Here is a 16,730-nt window from a genome sequence, read left to right on the forward strand (position 1 = left end):
CTTTCCTAAACTCATTAGAAAAGGAAACTTCTTTATTTTTTTGTAAGACAAATAACCAGCGCTAAAGTAAAAGCCCCAGTAAAGATAAAAGCTAAAGTAAAATTGTCTTACAAAATTTTTTCTAATTGAGTTTTCCATATCGTTTGCCTCCAATTAGTTGTATTTATTTTCAGAATTATTTATATATATTATGCAATTTTTTTTTATTATTTGCAAGTACTTTTTCAAAAAAATTCATAAAATATTTTTAATAACTGTAAATTTATTTATAGAATTGTATTTTTTTGAACCTTAATTTTTCTTAAAACTCAATATTTTTAAAACTCATTGGGTTTTACATTATCATTTTTCCTGCTTATTTCTACCTTATCATTATAATGTGCTATTTCTCCATTATCATTCATTTTAATTCCCATTGCAGTTTTTTGTTTATTTGTAAATTTAGGTTTATTTTTCATGTCACATTCTCCTTTCTAAAAATAGAATTTCCAGTAAAAATATAAATATTCTTTAATATTTATATTTTATAAAAAACTTGTTTAAATTCTTTTACTTTTATATAATTAATTTGTTTAAATTTAACTTCAAAGAATATATTTACCTGAAAAATTTACTAAAAAATTTAGGAGATGATATTATATGGATAATAACAGAATAAAAAATTTAACTGTACTTGCACAAACAAAATATTTAAGCCTTTATGATGCTGAATATATAAATAAAAAAGGTATTAAAAAGCATTGGACTATTGCATCTAGAAAAGATTTTAATACTTTAAAAGAAAAATTTTTTAAAGGCAGGGAACAAAATATTGATGCTGTTATAATTGCTGCACTTCATAAAGAGAGCAAAAGCCTTGTTTTAATAAAGCAATTTAGAGTACCTTTAAATGATTATGTGTATGAAATACCTGCAGGACTTTTAGATGGAAATGAAACTATTGAACAGGCCGTTAAAAGAGAATTAAAAGAAGAAACAGGTTTAAATCTTATTAAAATAAATAATGAAAAAAGCAAAAATAAAGTTTATGTATCCGTTGGAATGACAGATGAATCTGTAGCTATGGTTTACTGTACTTGCGAAGGAGAGATTTCAAATAAATATTTAGAGGATGATGAAGATATAGAAACTATTTTAGTATCTCAAGAAAAAGCTAAAGAGCTTTTAAAGCAAAATATAAATATGGACATAAAAGCATGGATGACACTTCAAGTATTTGCATCTTTAGGTGAAGATTTATTTTACTAGGCTTATAATTTTAATCTTTCAATTTTCATATTTGTAAAATTTATATATAATTAACAAACAATATTCAATATTGACATAAAATTTTCATATTTTTAGATTAATATGTAATTACAGAGGAAGTTAAATCCCCTAATTTAAATCCCCTTAAATATAAATAAAAAATCGCAGTTGGTTTTCCCCCTTTCCAACTGCAATTTTTTTAGTTTTACAATCATTATATTAGTTTTAACATTATTTTACATATTTTTCATATAATAATCCTGCAATTTTCTTGGTCCTTCTAAAATATCTTTCCCAACAAATAATGTTCCATCATTTTTAGTTTTAACACTCCATTTTACAAGGGCTATATTTCCATCTGTAATTTCAATTGCTGTTATACATCTTGGATGTACACAGCTTCCATCATTAAAATAAGGTGGTTCTCCTATTTTGGGGAAAAATGGCTTATGGTTATGTCCAGCAATAATCATATGCTTTTCTTTTATTACCCATTCAGTGAGTTTTTTAGCCATATCTTTTTTCTTTGTATAATTTTTTGCTGCACGAGTTGGATCATTTACACCTAAAAGATTAAGTGGTTTCCATAAAAATCTTACTAAAAATCTAGACAAAAGCCAAAAATCACTATTAAAACGGTCTACTTGATGGCCATGGATTAAAAGAATTTTATTCCCCGTATCTTTATGCTTTAATACCAAACCTTCATGCACCTTTATATTGTCAAATAAAGGAATATAAATATTTTCTCTCTCACTAAAATGTTTATATAAATTTTTTTTTACAAATTTTTTGTTTTTCTTTACCATATCATGATTTCCAAAAATAAAATAAAGTCTTCCTTTTCTATAGAAATTAGATAAAAGCCAAAATACATGACTATGCTCATTTATAATAGAATCAATTTTACTATTTTCCCAAAGTTCATCTCCATCACCTATTTCTATATATGTGTAATTTTCGTTATAATAATAATTTAATGCAGAAAAGTATATATTTTGATTTCTTGCAAAGTCATCTGCAAAACTGCCATCTCCTCTATGACAATCACTCATTAAAACAATTTTTGATGAATCATCAAAAATAATTTCATCAGCTGATTTAAAAACTTTAGATACACATTTTAATGTGTTCATTTTAGTCCCCCACAAAACATTGAATTATACTATACTATATTCAATGTTTAAGATGTAAGGAACAGTATATATTAAAATATTTCTTATTAATATTTTCTTAAATCTTCTTTTTTTATTTTATGAAACTAATTTTAATATAACAGGGAAAGTTAAAATACATAAAAGAGTTGTAAAAAAAACTATTCCCGCTGAATATTGTTTTTCTTTATTAAAGCTTTCTGCATATAATGACAAAGTCGCCCCTGCAGGCATAGCTTGTAAAATTATCATTGTATTCATAACTTTTGAATTATCTTTTATAATTACAGATATAATATAAAAAAATATAGGTATTAAAATAAGCTTTAAAAACGTACCATAATATATAGTCCAATCTTTTAAAAGGCTCTTAACATCTGTTTTTGATAAAATAACTCCAACTATAATCATTGAAAGCGGTGTAGTCATAGAACCTACACTTTTTATACTTTTAGTTAAAACTATAGGAAGTTTTATATTAAAAACCATTATAGCTACACCTATGTATACTGCAACAATTCCGGGATTTAATAATACTTTTTTTACATCTTTTAAAGATAATTTATCTGAAAAAAGTGCAATTCCATAAGTCCAAACAAATAAAGAAAAAAACATATTAAATATTGCTGCATACGCTACTCCTTCTCCACCATAAATACTATCCATTACAGCAAAGCCTATAAATCCACAATTAGAAAACACATTTGCAAACTGAAGTATTTTTCTTTTATTTACTTTAACTGGTAATAAACAAATATATGAAATAATAGGAGTTACTATAAAAACTATAAAGCTATAAAAAAAACATTTTAAAATATTAGCTTTAATGTCTTGGCTATAGCTAAAATTAAAAGAAGATACTATTAAAAGCGGAAGCGTTATTTTTAAAAGTATTTCTGTTAATCCTTTATTTATTTCATCACTTATTATCCTTTTTTTACTAGCTATAAATCCTACGAGTATTATTAAAAATACTGAGATTACTTCTTTTATTACTGCTGAATTATTAATCATTTCCTTCCCCCATTTTTATAATATTACTTTATATTGTATAAATATAAATCTATAAGAATTATTTTATATAAAAGGCATTTAATATGCAAATTTATTAATCATATTTATAATTTTTATAATTTAAAATAATAAAACAGTAATTATATCATTTCAAAATTTATATAATATAAAGATTGATACTATACAATCTGGGGGTACATAAATGAAAGAATTTGTTTTTGGGATTATAGGTGGAACTGCACTTTTAATGTATGGTGTAGATATGATGAGCAAAGGATTAGAAAAAGCTTCTGGAAAATTTATGAATAAACTTCTTTCTATATTAGCCGGAAATGTATTTACTGCTTTTCTTTGCGGTACTATTTTTACGGCCATAGTTCAAAGCAGTACAGCCATTACTGTGCTTACAGTTGGTTTTGTAAATGCTGGTCTTATGAATCTTTCACAAGCAGTAGGAATAATTTTTGGTGCTAATATTGGCACTACAATTACAGCACAACTTATGGCTTTCAGTCTTGAATTTAATATAACGGATTATGCTCTTCCTGCTATTGGAATTGGGTTTATTGTTACATATATTTCTAAAAATGATACTTTTAAATACATAGGTCAATCTATAATGGGATTTGGTTTCATGTTTTTAGGACTAAAATTTTTAAATTCCGGTGTGCCTTTTTTAAAAGAAAGCGAAACTTTAAAATACTTCTTTAAAAATTATGCTTCAATTCCTATAATAGGAATAATACTTGGAATTGTTGCAACAGGTCTTGTCCAAAGCAGTAGTGCTACTGTTGGACTTGTTATAATTCTTGGACAGGCAGGTCTTATCGATCTAACTTCAGCTATATGTATAATGCTTGGAGATAACATAGGCACCTGTTTTACTGCCCAAATTGCAAGCCTTACTGGTAGCAAAAATGCTAAAAGAACAGCTTGGGCTCACACTATTTATAATGTTATAGGAGTTATTATAGTTACTCTTTTTCTCCCTTATTTTGTATTCTTAGTAAAATATATAACAGAATATTTTCAGCCTAATGCAGATATAAGCATACAAATTGCTAATTCTCATACTATTTTTAATGTACTAAGTGCCGTTATATTCCTTCCAATACATAAATATTATGTAAAGTTTATTGAATGGATAGTGTAAAAAAATGTCGCAAAATAAATTATATTTTGCGACAATACTTTTTTATTAAGTTACTTTTTACCAATCACCTGAAGAACCTCCACCTCCAGATGAGCCGCCTCCGAAGCCTCCAAAGCCTCCGAAGCCTCCTGAATCATTATTATGCCAATTATCATCGTGCCAGTCATCATTTCTTCCTCCAAAGAATGAATTCCAAAAGAATAATTTAAGTAAAAATCTTATTATTTTGCCTCTGAAAAATATGAAGTCAACAAGCAAAAATCCAACTATAAAAATTAAACCATTAGAAGATTCTTCTTCATTAGAAACACCTTTTTTATTAATATTTTGTTTAATATTTTTTTCTAAAGTGACATTATATTCTGAAGCAATTTTATCAGCAAATATTGAATAAGCATCCTTTATTCCCTTTCCATAGTCTTCATTTTTAAAGTCAGATACTGCATAATCTTCCATAATTCTATGAGAGTATATATCAGTTATAACTCCTTCAAGTCCTCTTCCAACTTCAACTCTCCATTTTCTATCTTTTATGGATACAAGTATTAAAAGCCCATTATCTTTATCTTTTTGCCCAATTCCCCATGATCTAAATAACTCATTTGAATAGGATTCTATATCTCTTCCTTCTAATGAATTTATTATAACTACTACTTGTTGTGCTCCTGTTTTATCCTCCAGCTCTTTACCTACAGAAACTAAATAATTTTTATCTTCATCTTTTAATATCCCAACATAATCATTTACATATTTTAATTCAGTAGGATTAGGAAATTTATTAACTGCTTGAACTTTACAAATAGGCAGTATAAAAAACACCAATATTAGAATTATTGTTAATAATTTAAATTTATAAGCTAACTTTTTCATATATTATTTAACATTAAAATCTACTTTAGGAACTTCTTTTGCTCCTGCAGATGCTTTATAATATGGTTTCTCAGTAAACCTGAATATATTTGCTATTATTGAAGTTGGAAATTTTCTAATAGTAGTGTTATAGTTATCTACTGCCTTATTATAGTCTTGTCTTTTTATAGCAATTCTATTTTCAGTACCTTCTAAAGCTACCATTAAATCTCTAAAGTTTTGATTTGATTTTAGTTCTGGATATCTTTCTACAACTACTAAAAGCCTAGATAATGCATTGGACAGCTGATTATCTGCCTCAGCCATTTCAGTTACATTACCTGCATTAACTAATCTGCTCCTAGCATTTGCAATTTCATTTAATATATCTTTTTCTTGTGCTGCAAAGCCTTTTACTGTCTCAACTAAATTAGGAATTAAATCATTTCTTCTTTGTAAATCTGTATCTATATCAGCTTCTGCTGTTTTTACAGCCTGCTCAAGATCTACCAATTTATTGTAGCTTCCTGCTATAGATGCTATTAAAACTATTAGTATACCTGCTATAATAGCAAGTGTCGTTAAAGTTTTTTTCTTCACTTTAAATACCTCCCTTAAATTATAATTTATATTTTTATAATATTATATCGTATGAATTTAATATAATTTATATGTAAAATTACTTATTTTTAAAATTTTTAATATCTTTAATAAATTCAAGTACATTTTCTTCTTTAGTAGCCCAAGATGTTACAAGTCTAATAGCTGAATTTTCTTCATCTATTTTTTCCCATATAGAGAATGAATATTTTTCTTCAAGTTTTTTGATTAATTCATTAGGGAAAATCGGAAACAGCTGATTTGATGATGAATTTGTTAAAAATAAATATCCAGATTCATATATTCCGTTTTTTAAAATTTTAGCCATATTATTAGCATGCTTTGCTAAATCAAAAAATAAATTATCTTTAAAAAGCTCTAAGAACTGTATTCCAAGAATCCTTCCTTTAGCAAGCATTGCTCCTTTTTGTTTTATATGAAATCTAAAGTCTTCTTTAAGAGAATCTTTACAAATTACAAGTGCTTCACCTATTAATGCTCCATTTTTTGTCCCACCTATATAAAAAGCATCTGAAAAATTAGCTAAATCAGAAAGAGTTAAATTATTTTCTTCTGAAGTCAAAGCTGAACCAAGTCTTGCACCATCAATATATAAAATAAGATTGTTTTCTTTACAAAAATTACTTATTTCCTTTAACTCATTCTTTGTATATATAGTTCCAATTTCTGTAGAATTTGATATATAAACTAATTTAGGTTTTACCATATGCTCGTCTGTATGTACATCTAATACTTTTTTAATAGCAGATATAGTAATCTTTCCTTCTACGCCTTTTACAGGTATTACTTTATGACCTGTAGCTTCAATAGCTCCAGTTTCATGAACAAAAATATGCCCTGTATCTACTGCAATGGCAGCTTCATAAGGTCTTAAAAAAGCTGAAATAGCAATTAAATTTGTTTGGGTACCACCAGGTATTAAATGAATATCTATATCTTCTCTTTTAATTTTTTCCTTAAGTAAGTTAATAGCTTTTTTAGTATATATATCTTCCTCATATCCTTCAAGCTGTTCCATATTAGTTTCTAATAAAGTATTTAAAATTCTTGGGTGTGCTCCTTCGCTGTAATCATTTTTAAAACTATACACTTATAGCCCTCCTAATTATTTTATTTAAGTATTTCTTTATAAACACGCAAAACATTTTTATAAAAAATCTTCTCAATATCATTATAACTAAATCCTGCTAATTTTAAAGCTTTTTCTAATTCTGGCATTTTACTTGCATTATCTAATTCTAAATCTTGATATATACCATCAAAATCACTACCTAATCCTACACAATCAATTCCTGCTAAATTTACAATATGCTTAATATGTTTTATCATATTACTAATTTTTGAACGTGATCTTTTACCTGTCTTTGGTTCTTCTAAAAAATCTCCTGCAAAATTAATTCCTATAACACCCCCTCTTTGAGCAATTTTTAAAATCATATCATCTGTAAGATTTCTAACATTATTTGTTACACTTCTAGAATTAGAATGACTTGCTACAAATGGTTTTGTTGTATATCTTAATACATCTTCAAAACCAGCATCGCTTAAATGAGAAACATCAATAATTATTCCTAGTCTTTCCATTTCTTGCACAAATTCAATCCCAAAATTTGTAAGTCCATCTTTTGTGTTAGGTATATGAAAATCTTGTCCTTTTTTATTGGATAAATCTATATTAGGCCAGCCTATTCCATTAGGGTAATTCCATGTAAGCGTAATCATTCTTACTCCTAAACGGTAAAGTATTCTTAAATTTGATAATGAAGAGCAAGTAGTTCCACCTTCTTCAACAGTTAATAAGGCTGACATTTTACCTTCGTTTTTATTTTTAATTATATCATCATAACTTAATGCTAATGATATCATATCCTTATTTTTTTCTATTTCTGTGTAAAAACAATCAATTAAACTTAAACATTCTTCTAAAGGATTTTTTACATTTTGTAAATTTACAAACATAGCAAAATTTTGAAGTAAATAATCCCCTTTTTTCATCTTTAAAATGTCCACATTTAAATTATTTTCCCTTAATTCAATATTTTCCCCTTCTCTTTTTTTATTTAATATAACACTAATAGTATCACAATGCATATCTACAACTTTCACTTTTAATATCCCCTTTATTAAAATATATTAAATACCCTAATTTTATTATTTTACCACAATATTTTAATTCATTTTCTATTTTAATTAAAAATTAATAATCAAAATATATAGCTATATATGATTACTATTAAACAGCTATTTTAATTTTACTAAATTTATATATATTTCTTTTACATTATATATGGGTTTTTCTTCACCAAAGAATTTCCATCTAATCCAGTCATCAAGATAAATTGCAATAGGAGTTAATAAAAACCATACTATAGCAAATGGTATGCATATTTGGCCTTTAAAATCCCCCCATCTTTGTGAATAATCCCATATATTAAGCTTAAACCACATATTTAAAATTAATCCTGAAATAAATTCAATAATAAGAATTATCATAGTTCCCAATATGCATTGCTGCCAAATTTTAAATTTATAGACTTTTGGAAATTCGTCTAAAAGCCCAATAAGTCCTCCGCAAAGTCCTCCAACAAAGAGCATAGAAATATTGGTCCATCCTCTTATAAATCCTTCAAATGTAAAATAAGCCATTCCCATAATAAACCATATTATAATAAACTTTTTCATTTCACTCTCTCCCATATTTATGTTTTATCACTAAATTTTAACTTTAGTATTTCCTTTAAAAATAAAGTTAATTCATTTTAGGTATAAATATCCAATATGAGAAGTAAACATAATCTATTAAAATAAGAATATAATCGGAAAATATATTTTCAAATAAAGTTATTTTTTATTTATTAGCATTAAAAAAATATAAATTATACGTTATAATAATGTTATATTACTAAATATTATACAAGGAGGATTTATGATAAACTTAAGAAAAATTTTATTACCTGCAGTATTTTTAGTTGCATTAACTTTAAAGCCTCATTCAACTTTAGCTGCTCCTAATATGTTAAGACTTGGTGGAGCTGACCGGTATGAAACGTCTATAAAAATCTCTCAAGACTCTTGGAATCAATCAGATTATGTAGTTATAGCTTCTGGGGAAAACTTTCCGGATGCCTTAAGTGCATCTCCTTTAGCAGCAAAATATAATGCCCCTTTAATTCTTACTTATGAAAACACTATGACTACCAACACAATTTCAGAGTTAAAAAGATTAAAAGTTAAAAAAGCCTTTTTAGTAGGGGGAACAGGAGTATTATCTCCTAATATTGAAAATCAGCTTAAAAGTTTAAACATAACTTTTACCCGTGTTGCAGGCATTGATCGTTATGCTACAAGCCTTGAAGTAGCTAAAATTATTGGTACTTCTAAGGGAACTGTAATTGCTTCAGGAGAAAACTTTCCAGATGCCTTATCAATTGCTCCTATAGCTGCACAAAAACAAATGCCTATTTTGCTAACTACTAAAAACTATATACCTAATAATATTAAAAATTTTATAAAAACGAATCCTTCTTCAAAATATTACGTTATTGGAGGAAGTGGAGTAATCAGTGATTCTTCTTTAAAATTTTTAAGCAATTATGAAAGATTAAGCGGAACTAACAGATATCTTACTAATTTATCTGTATTAAAAAAATTTTCAAAAGAACTTAATTTAAATCAAATATATTTTGCTTACGGAGAAGATTTCGCTGATGCCCTAAGTGGTGCTGTTGCAGCTGCTAAAAATTCAACAGCTATAATATTAACAAATAACAGTGTTTCTAATGAACTATCTGGTATTGATAATTTAACCAATTTAACTATTTTAAAAATATTAGGTGGTACATCAGTTATTTCTGATAATACAGTGCAAAACTTTATAGATAAAAATTTTAAATCAAAGGTTGTTTTAGCATACACTACTTATTATAACTCTAATGACAATTTATCTTATAATTCATTAATTAACCATGCTTCTTTAATTGATTCAATAGCTACAGACACATTTAAAATAGATAGTAATGGAAATATATTTGGAAATGTTCCCAAAAATCAAATAAGCTACGCAAATAATAATAAAATTAAAGCTTATGCTATGGTACATAATGATTTTAATGCAGATTTAGGAAAAGCTGTACTTGAAAACGAAGACAAAAGAAAATTTTTGATTAATAATATATTAAATGCTTTAAAAACATATGGTTACAATGGTGTTAACATTGACTTTGAATCTTTATATTATTATAATAGAAGCCATTTTACATTGTTTATGAAAGAGCTTTATTCAGCTTTAAAGCCATTAGGTTATAAAGTTACCGTCGCTCTTCCCGCTAAGACTTATGATAATTTAAAAAATTCTTGGACTGGAGCTTATGACTATGCTCAAATTGCAAAATACGCTGATCAGATTGTACTTATGACTTATGATGAACATTGGTCTGGAGGTTCACCAGGTCCAATAGCTTCAATTGGATGGGTTCAAAAGGTAATAGATTATTCTCTTACTGTTATTCCTAAAGAAAAAATTCTTCTTGGTCTTGCCGCGTACAGTTATGATTGGCCTTCAAATGATGATTTAGCTAAAGCCTATGGAATTTCATACACATATAATATAGCTAAAAAGTATGGAGCTTCTATTCAATGGGATAATACTTCAAAAAGTCCTTATTTTACCTATAAAGACAGCTCTTCTCTTGGACATACTGTTTGGTTTGAAAATGCACAAAGTATTAATTATAAACTTGATATTGTAAATAATAAAGATCTTTTAGGTATAGCATTTTGGAGGCTCGGACTTGAAGATGAAGATTATTGGACAAGCATAAAAAATAAACTAAATAAATAAATTTATATACTTTTATACTTTATTTACAGCTTAAAAATATATAGTATTAATATTAAAAGCCATGCTATTTTGCATGGCTTTTAATATATTGAAATTATATATAGTAAATATAATTAATTAATAATATTTAATAATAATTTATATTAAAATATCTACTATTAGTTATTATTAATCATTGTAAATATCATAGTATTCTTCTCCCCAATACTTTTGTATAAATTCATCTCTTCCTGATATTTTTCTATCGCTCTTATATTCTGTAGGACTTTTTTTGTAAAAATCCTGATGATAATCTTCAGCCTCATAAAATTTAGATGCTGGAAGTATTTGTGTTACTATAGGTTTAGGAAATCTTTTTGATTTATCCAAATTTTCTTTTGAAGTTTCTGCTTTTATTCTTTGTTCTTCTGTTGTATAAAATATAGCTGTCCTATAAGATGAACCTCTATCTTGAAATTGACCTCCATCATCAGTTGGATCGATTTGACGCCAATAAGCTTGAAGAAGTTTATCGTAAGTTATAACTTCTGGATCGTAGGTTATTTTTACGGCTTCATAATGACCTGAATTTTGAGATTTAACATCTTTGTATGTTGGATTTTCAAGATATCCCCCTGTATATCCTGAAACAACTTCAATTATTCCATCTAAAATATCAAATGGTGAAACCATGCACCAAAAACATCCCCCTGCAAATATTGCTGTTTCATATTTTTTATATTTATTATCCATAATGTATCACCTTCTAAATAAAAAAAATTATTTAATAATAATTATATATTTTTATTAAATTAATATCAATCGTAATATAACAATTAATACTTTAATTTGTAGTATAAAAATAAGGTATTGATTATGATTTTAAAAATACTATACAATAAATCTATAATTTTTTATAAATCGTAATTATAGATAAGCAACTCATTTATTTCTCCTCTGCCACTTCCCTTACTATTGATGTTTCTTGTTGCTTTTACTCTCACTATATTATATCCTTTATAAATATCCTCAAAAAAGTTATCATTTCCATTTACATTTTTAGGATCTGAATTACTTAACATAAAACAAGCACCTTTTTTATCAACTACTATTCTTACCCAATCTGCAAGCCTCTTTTGACTTTCATCATCAAAAGGTATTTTTGAATAATCATTAAAACTTGATGTTTCATTCAATGGTCTATATGGCGGATCTATATATAAAAAAGAATTTTCATCTATAAAATTAGTTACATTTTCAAAATCCCCTATTAATAAATTTACTTTTTTCAGAGCACTATTAACTGCTATTAAATTATCTTTATCACATATAGTTACCTTTTTCCTTTTCCCAAATGGAACATTATATTCTCCTTTTTTATTTTGCCTATATAATCCATTAAAACATGTTTTATTTAAAAATATCATTTTGGATGCATGGTCAATCCATTCATTTGAAAACATATTGTAATTTAATGTTTTCTTTTCTATATTAAACAATTCTCTTTGCTCATAGAATATTTCTTCTTTTTTAATCATATCTCCTTCTAAATATCTGTTTTCTAATATTTCTAGTTGCTCAATCAGCTCATTGACATTATTTTGAGCAACATAATATGTTAATATAAGCTCTTCATTTATATCATTTAAAATTATTTCTTCAAAATTATATTGAGATTGCAAAAAGAAAAAAACTGCTCCACCACCTAAAAAAGGCTCAATATATCTTTTTACTTTACCTTGTAATAATTTTTGTGGATAATAATTTTGAAATTGAGCTAATAGCTGATTTTTCCCCCCTGCCCATTTTAAAAATGGTCTTGCATTTAAATCTGACAAATTCTATTCCTCCTAGTACATCTGTAGTATTCGTTTCTTTGTTAATTCCAAATATTCTTCTTCAGTATCTATTCCTATAAAATTTCTTTTATTTTCTACTGCAACAACGCCAGTTGTTCCCGAACCGCAAAACGGATCTAATACAATATCTCCTTCATCAGTACATGCCATTATACATCTATATAGCAACTGATATGGTTTTTGTGTTGGATGTATACCAAAATTTTTTTCTCTTTTAGGAGTAGTTGGTATTTCCCAAACACTTCTCATTTGTTTTCCACCGTTTAATTCTTTAATAAAATCATAGTTAAACTTATGCTTTGCATTTTTTGATTTCTTTGCCCAAATCAAAACTTCATGGCTTGCAGTAAAACATCTGCAACTCATATTTGGAGCTGCATTGGGCTTAAACCAAACTATTTCATTAATAATATGATAACCTATCTCCATTAATGCAAATGCTATTGAATGAATAATATGATATGTTCCTGATATCCATATAGAACCATTATCTTTTAATACTTTATCACATGCCTCTAACCATTTTTTATTAAAATTATAATCGCTTTCAAATCCATTTGAGCGATCCCATCCACCCTTATTAACACATGCAATTTTCCCTGACTTACATGTTATTCCATCATTACTTAGTCTATATGGTGGGTCTGCAAATATCATATCAATACTTTTTTCTTCTAAATTCTTTAATATTTTTATACAATCGCCTAATATTAACTCAATATTTTTATCTTTATAAAACTGCATATACTAACACCCTTTATATTGAATATACTCCTTTAATTTTATCATAAATGTTTTGTTATAAAAATGACTATTTTTGAAATATAAATAAATACTCATGAGCGATGAGATAAAAATTTCTTTTTACACTAATTTCCCTCCAATAATCTGTTTTACTACAATTGTGTTGCTCTTTTATTATTATTTCCTTAAGCTTAAATCTCTGATTTATAAATATATTCATTACCTCATATCCTAAGGGCTTAATATATCCATTTTTCCTTATATCTGCAATCAATATTGCACAGTATTTACCTTTCTTTAATACTCTGTAGCATTCTCTTGCCACTTTTACCATCTCAATTAAAAAATTATCATACTCAAGCAAAGATAAATCTTCATCAATTGCTTTGCTATATCTAATAATATTACTATATGGAGGATGTGTACATATTAAATCTATAGAATTATCTTTAATGCCAAATAAATTTCTTGCATCTCTTTTTAACAATATTGTTTTGTTATTTGCTTCTATATTTTTCGTTCTTTCTAATGATTTTTTAAGTGCATTTTCATTTATATCACAGCCTATACCTATTCTATTAAGCAATCTACATTCAATTAAAGTAGTACCACTACCAACAAATTGGTCAAGTACAACATCATTTTTATTTGAGTACCTAAGTATTATATTTCTAGGTACATATGGGCTCCAATTACCTGGATAGTCTCCTTTATGTGTAGAATAATTCCCTCTATCCTTAAAACTCCAAATCGTAGTTGTTTCTAGTTTAAATTTTTCACTCATATTAACTCTCTCCCTTAAAAATCTATTGAAAGTTTATCCAAACTTATAATTATTAAACATAAAATCAGCATTTAAAAGGGAAATAAATTAATTTGTCGAATAAAATAATATATAATTGATACTTTTAGGAGGCTTTATATGAAAAATACAAATCATTTTCTTTATGATAAATCTAAAAATACTTTTTCATTTTTAATTGATTCTCTAAAAGATTCTATTAAAAATTGGGATTATTTTATTGATTGGAGTAAAGTAAAAAATAACATTAAGGACATAGAAATTGAACTTAATACTTTAAACTATTTAATCGGTAAAGAAAATATAAAAGAAGAGCTTAAATATCTTTTAAATAAACATCCTGAAGTAATTAAAGCATTTCCTTATTTATTGGCGAGTAGAGAAAATAAATTTGAAATTTTATCTTTAAATGAAAATGACAAATTTGATTATAAAATTTTTGATTTTAATAAAAAACATTTAAATAGCAACGATATTGAAAATATCATAACTTTTATAGAAAATACCAAATTAATAAATATATTTAAAGATAATACCATAAAAAATTTAGTAGACTATGTATTTGGTGTGGAAGTTGGTTTAGATAGTAATGGTAGAAAAAACCGTTCTGGTACTGCTATGGAAAATATAGTTGAACACTTTATCGAAAAAATTTGTACTAAATATAACTATCAATATATAAAACAAGCTACTGCAACAAAAATAAGAGAAAAATGGGACTTCAATGTTACTGTAGATAAATCAGAAAGAAGATTTGATTTTGCAATTAATACAGGTTATAAACTATTTTTAGTAGAAACTAATTACTATAATGGTGCTGGTTCTAAACTTAAAGCAACAGCTGGTGAATATAAAACATTATTTGATTTAATAGAACAAGATGGACATGAATTTATTTGGATAACTGACGGTAAGGGTTGGCTAACTGCAAAACGCCCACTAGAAGAGACATTTAATCATAATAGGTATATTTTAAATTTAAAAATGATAGAACTAGGCATTCTAGAAGATATATTAAATAAAAATGTTAAATAAGAAAACTTGCTACATAGATAGACATCATCTTGTTCTATGTAACATAAAATTCATATTCTAATTTTGAAAGATGAAAAAATTATGTATATGGGAGGTACCTTTTGTATCTCCTTTATTTTTCATAGTAATTAATACTATATTTACCTACTAAAATTATAATTTAAATATAACAATTATATTATATGTTATAATATAAACTATAGAAGGAGGTATAAATTGTGAAAAAATTATTATCTATATTTATAGTAACTATAATTTTATTTAGTACAAGCCCTGTTAATGTACTTGCTGACAATCCTAAAAATTCATTGGTTCAAAGCAAGGTAAGATTTCAGCAAATTAATAATGACATAATGAATACTAATAGAGAAATATCTCTACTTAATTCCAAAATAGATAACCTAAAAAAAGAAATTAAAAATAATAATGAAAATATAGAAAAAAATAATAAACTTATAGAAGCCCAAAAAAAGAATATGGAAAGTTTAGAAAAAGAGGTCCATGAAACTCAAGAAATTGCAAATAAAAGACTTAGGGCTATGTATATAAACAGTTATAGTGAAAGCTTTTTTACCCTTCTTATGTCATCAGAAAATTTTGCAGACCTTTTAGATAGAATAGAATCTGTAAAAAGAATTATATTACTTGATAAAAAAATATTAAATGAATTAGAAGAAAAAAAGAAAGTTTTAAATAAAGCTATAGAAAATCTTAATGCAAAAAAACAAGAATTAGAAAAATTAAAAAAATCTAATGAAGAAAATCTCAATAAAATAAATGAAGATAAAGTTAAACTTGAAGAGTTGGTTTTAAAGTATGAAAAGGAAAAAGCTTCTGCAGCACAACTAATAAAAGAGAATGAAGAAAAACTTATATCACATGCTATAAATATTATTGATTCTAGTTCTTCTAGTATTGATGATATAAAAAATGCTATTTATACTTTAAATAGTTTAATTCCTCAAATAAGTACTATTTCTGTAAAAAATAAGGCTCAAAGTTATATATCTTTAGGAAATAAAAAATTAAATTCTATGTTAGAAGAAGCTAAAAAGAAAGCTGAAGCTGAAAAAGCCTCAGTTACAATAAGCCAAAATGTTTCACTTTCAAGAGGGAATACAGGTAGTTATAAAGCTACATATGCTATGACTGCTACAGCTTATACTGGAGGTACATTAACGGCTATGGGATTAAAGCCTGTAAGAAATCCTAATAGCTTAAGTACTATAGCAGTAGATCCTTCATTTATACCATTAGGTTCAAAGGTTTATATACCTGGATATGGTTATGCTATTGCTTCAGATACAGGAAGTGCTATTAAGGGTAATATTATAGATCTTTATATGAACTCAGAAGAAGAATGTATAAATTGGGGTAGAAGACCAGTAACTTTACATATAGTTGCTTACCCAGGAGAATGGTAAAGCTCAAA

At 26.2% G+C, this 16,730-nt stretch carries 16 protein-coding genes and 1 pseudogene; 5 read left to right on the plus strand and 12 right to left on the minus strand.

Going from position 1 to position 16,730, the window contains the following annotated elements; genetic code table 11:
* Positions 1-317 precede the first annotated feature (317 nt).
* Positions 318-458 carry a hypothetical protein gene (locus tag B5D11_RS12695; RefSeq protein ID WP_164850177.1) on the minus strand — a complete coding sequence of 47 codons (141 nt, stop codon included), beginning with the start codon at positions 456-458 and terminating at the stop codon, positions 318-320.
* Between the two features lie 181 nt (positions 459-639).
* Here B5D11_RS12695 and B5D11_RS08765 point away from each other — a divergent pair, with 181 nt between their 5' ends.
* Positions 640-1,248, plus strand: coding sequence for an NUDIX hydrolase (locus tag B5D11_RS08765; protein WP_078682663.1), 609 nt, complete (start codon positions 640-642; stop codon positions 1,246-1,248).
* A gap of 236 nt (positions 1,249-1,484) precedes the next feature.
* Here B5D11_RS08765 and B5D11_RS08770 read toward each other — a convergent pair whose 3' ends face one another.
* Positions 1,485-2,384 carry a metallophosphoesterase gene (locus B5D11_RS08770; RefSeq protein WP_078682664.1) on the minus strand — a complete coding sequence of 300 codons (900 nt, stop codon included), beginning with the start codon at positions 2,382-2,384 and terminating at the stop codon, positions 1,485-1,487.
* A gap of 117 nt (positions 2,385-2,501) precedes the next feature.
* Positions 2,502-3,416: an AEC family transporter gene (locus tag B5D11_RS08775; protein WP_078682665.1), complete on the minus strand. Its 915-nt coding sequence runs from the start codon at positions 3,414-3,416 to the stop codon at positions 2,502-2,504.
* A 202-nt stretch (positions 3,417-3,618) separates the two neighbouring features.
* Here B5D11_RS08775 and B5D11_RS08780 point away from each other — a divergent pair, with 202 nt between their 5' ends.
* The gene (locus tag B5D11_RS08780) at positions 3,619-4,569 is read left to right on the plus strand and encodes a Na/Pi cotransporter family protein (RefSeq protein ID WP_078682666.1); all 951 of its coding nucleotides are present in this window, start codon (positions 3,619-3,621) and stop codon (positions 4,567-4,569) included.
* Positions 4,570-4,626: 57 nt separating this feature from the next.
* Here the strand turns inward: B5D11_RS08780 and B5D11_RS08785 are convergent, their stop codons facing one another.
* The 5 genes from B5D11_RS08785 to B5D11_RS08805 all read right to left on the minus strand — a co-directional run bounded on the left by B5D11_RS08785 (position 4,627) and on the right by B5D11_RS08805 (position 8,721).
* Positions 4,627-5,439 carry a TPM domain-containing protein gene (locus tag B5D11_RS08785; protein ID WP_078682667.1) on the minus strand — a complete coding sequence of 271 codons (813 nt, stop codon included), beginning with the start codon at positions 5,437-5,439 and terminating at the stop codon, positions 4,627-4,629.
* A gap of 3 nt (positions 5,440-5,442) precedes the next feature.
* A complete protein-coding gene (locus B5D11_RS08790) occupies positions 5,443-6,018 on the minus strand; it encodes a LemA family protein (RefSeq protein ID WP_078682668.1) in 576 nt (191 codons plus the stop codon).
* Between the two features lie 79 nt (positions 6,019-6,097).
* Positions 6,098-7,129, minus strand: coding sequence for a threonine aldolase family protein (locus B5D11_RS08795; RefSeq protein ID WP_078682669.1), 1,032 nt, complete (start codon positions 7,127-7,129; stop codon positions 6,098-6,100).
* Between the two features lie 20 nt (positions 7,130-7,149).
* The gene (locus B5D11_RS08800) at positions 7,150-8,145 is read right to left on the minus strand and encodes a dipeptidase (protein ID WP_078682670.1); all 996 of its coding nucleotides are present in this window, start codon (positions 8,143-8,145) and stop codon (positions 7,150-7,152) included.
* A 135-nt stretch (positions 8,146-8,280) separates the two neighbouring features.
* A complete protein-coding gene (locus B5D11_RS08805) occupies positions 8,281-8,721 on the minus strand; it encodes a putative ABC transporter permease (RefSeq protein WP_228201992.1) in 441 nt (146 codons plus the stop codon).
* A gap of 244 nt (positions 8,722-8,965) precedes the next feature.
* Here B5D11_RS08805 and B5D11_RS08810 point away from each other — a divergent pair, with 244 nt between their 5' ends.
* Positions 8,966-10,879: a cell wall-binding repeat-containing protein gene (locus B5D11_RS08810; RefSeq protein ID WP_078682672.1), complete on the plus strand. Its 1,914-nt coding sequence runs from the start codon at positions 8,966-8,968 to the stop codon at positions 10,877-10,879.
* 201 nt (positions 10,880-11,080) lie between these two features.
* On the opposite strand, the pseudogene msrA reads toward B5D11_RS08810, so the two are convergent.
* The 4 genes and pseudogenes from msrA to B5D11_RS08830 all read right to left on the minus strand — a co-directional run.
* Positions 11,081-11,611, minus strand: a pseudogene (gene msrA / locus B5D11_RS08815) (peptide-methionine (S)-S-oxide reductase MsrA); the annotation flags it as partial.
* 161 nt (positions 11,612-11,772) lie between these two features.
* Positions 11,773-12,696, minus strand: coding sequence for a DNA adenine methylase (locus B5D11_RS08820; RefSeq protein WP_078682674.1), 924 nt, complete (start codon positions 12,694-12,696; stop codon positions 11,773-11,775).
* A gap of 12 nt (positions 12,697-12,708) precedes the next feature.
* A complete protein-coding gene (locus B5D11_RS08825; RefSeq protein ID WP_078682675.1) occupies positions 12,709-13,461 on the minus strand; it encodes a DNA-methyltransferase in 753 nt (250 codons plus the stop codon).
* A 67-nt stretch (positions 13,462-13,528) separates the two neighbouring features.
* Positions 13,529-14,245 (minus strand): TRM11 family SAM-dependent methyltransferase, encoded by a 717-nt coding sequence (locus tag B5D11_RS08830; protein ID WP_078682676.1) that lies wholly within the window; start codon positions 14,243-14,245, stop codon positions 13,529-13,531.
* Positions 14,246-14,383: 138 nt separating this feature from the next.
* Here B5D11_RS08830 and B5D11_RS08835 point away from each other — a divergent pair, with 138 nt between their 5' ends.
* Both B5D11_RS08835 and B5D11_RS08840 read left to right on the plus strand, forming a co-directional pair.
* Positions 14,384-15,298, plus strand: coding sequence for a type II restriction endonuclease (locus tag B5D11_RS08835; protein ID WP_078682677.1), 915 nt, complete (start codon positions 14,384-14,386; stop codon positions 15,296-15,298).
* Positions 15,299-15,516: 218 nt separating this feature from the next.
* Entirely contained in the window at positions 15,517-16,722 is a 1,206-nt protein-coding gene (locus B5D11_RS08840; protein WP_242942260.1) for a 3D domain-containing protein, read from the plus strand.
* The last annotated feature ends 8 nt before the right edge of the window (positions 16,723-16,730 follow it).

It is taken from the genome of Clostridium sp. USBA 49 (genome assembly GCF_900167505.1).
Taxonomy (GTDB): domain Bacteria; phylum Bacillota; class Clostridia; order Clostridiales; family Clostridiaceae; genus Clostridium_AT; species Clostridium_AT prolinivorans.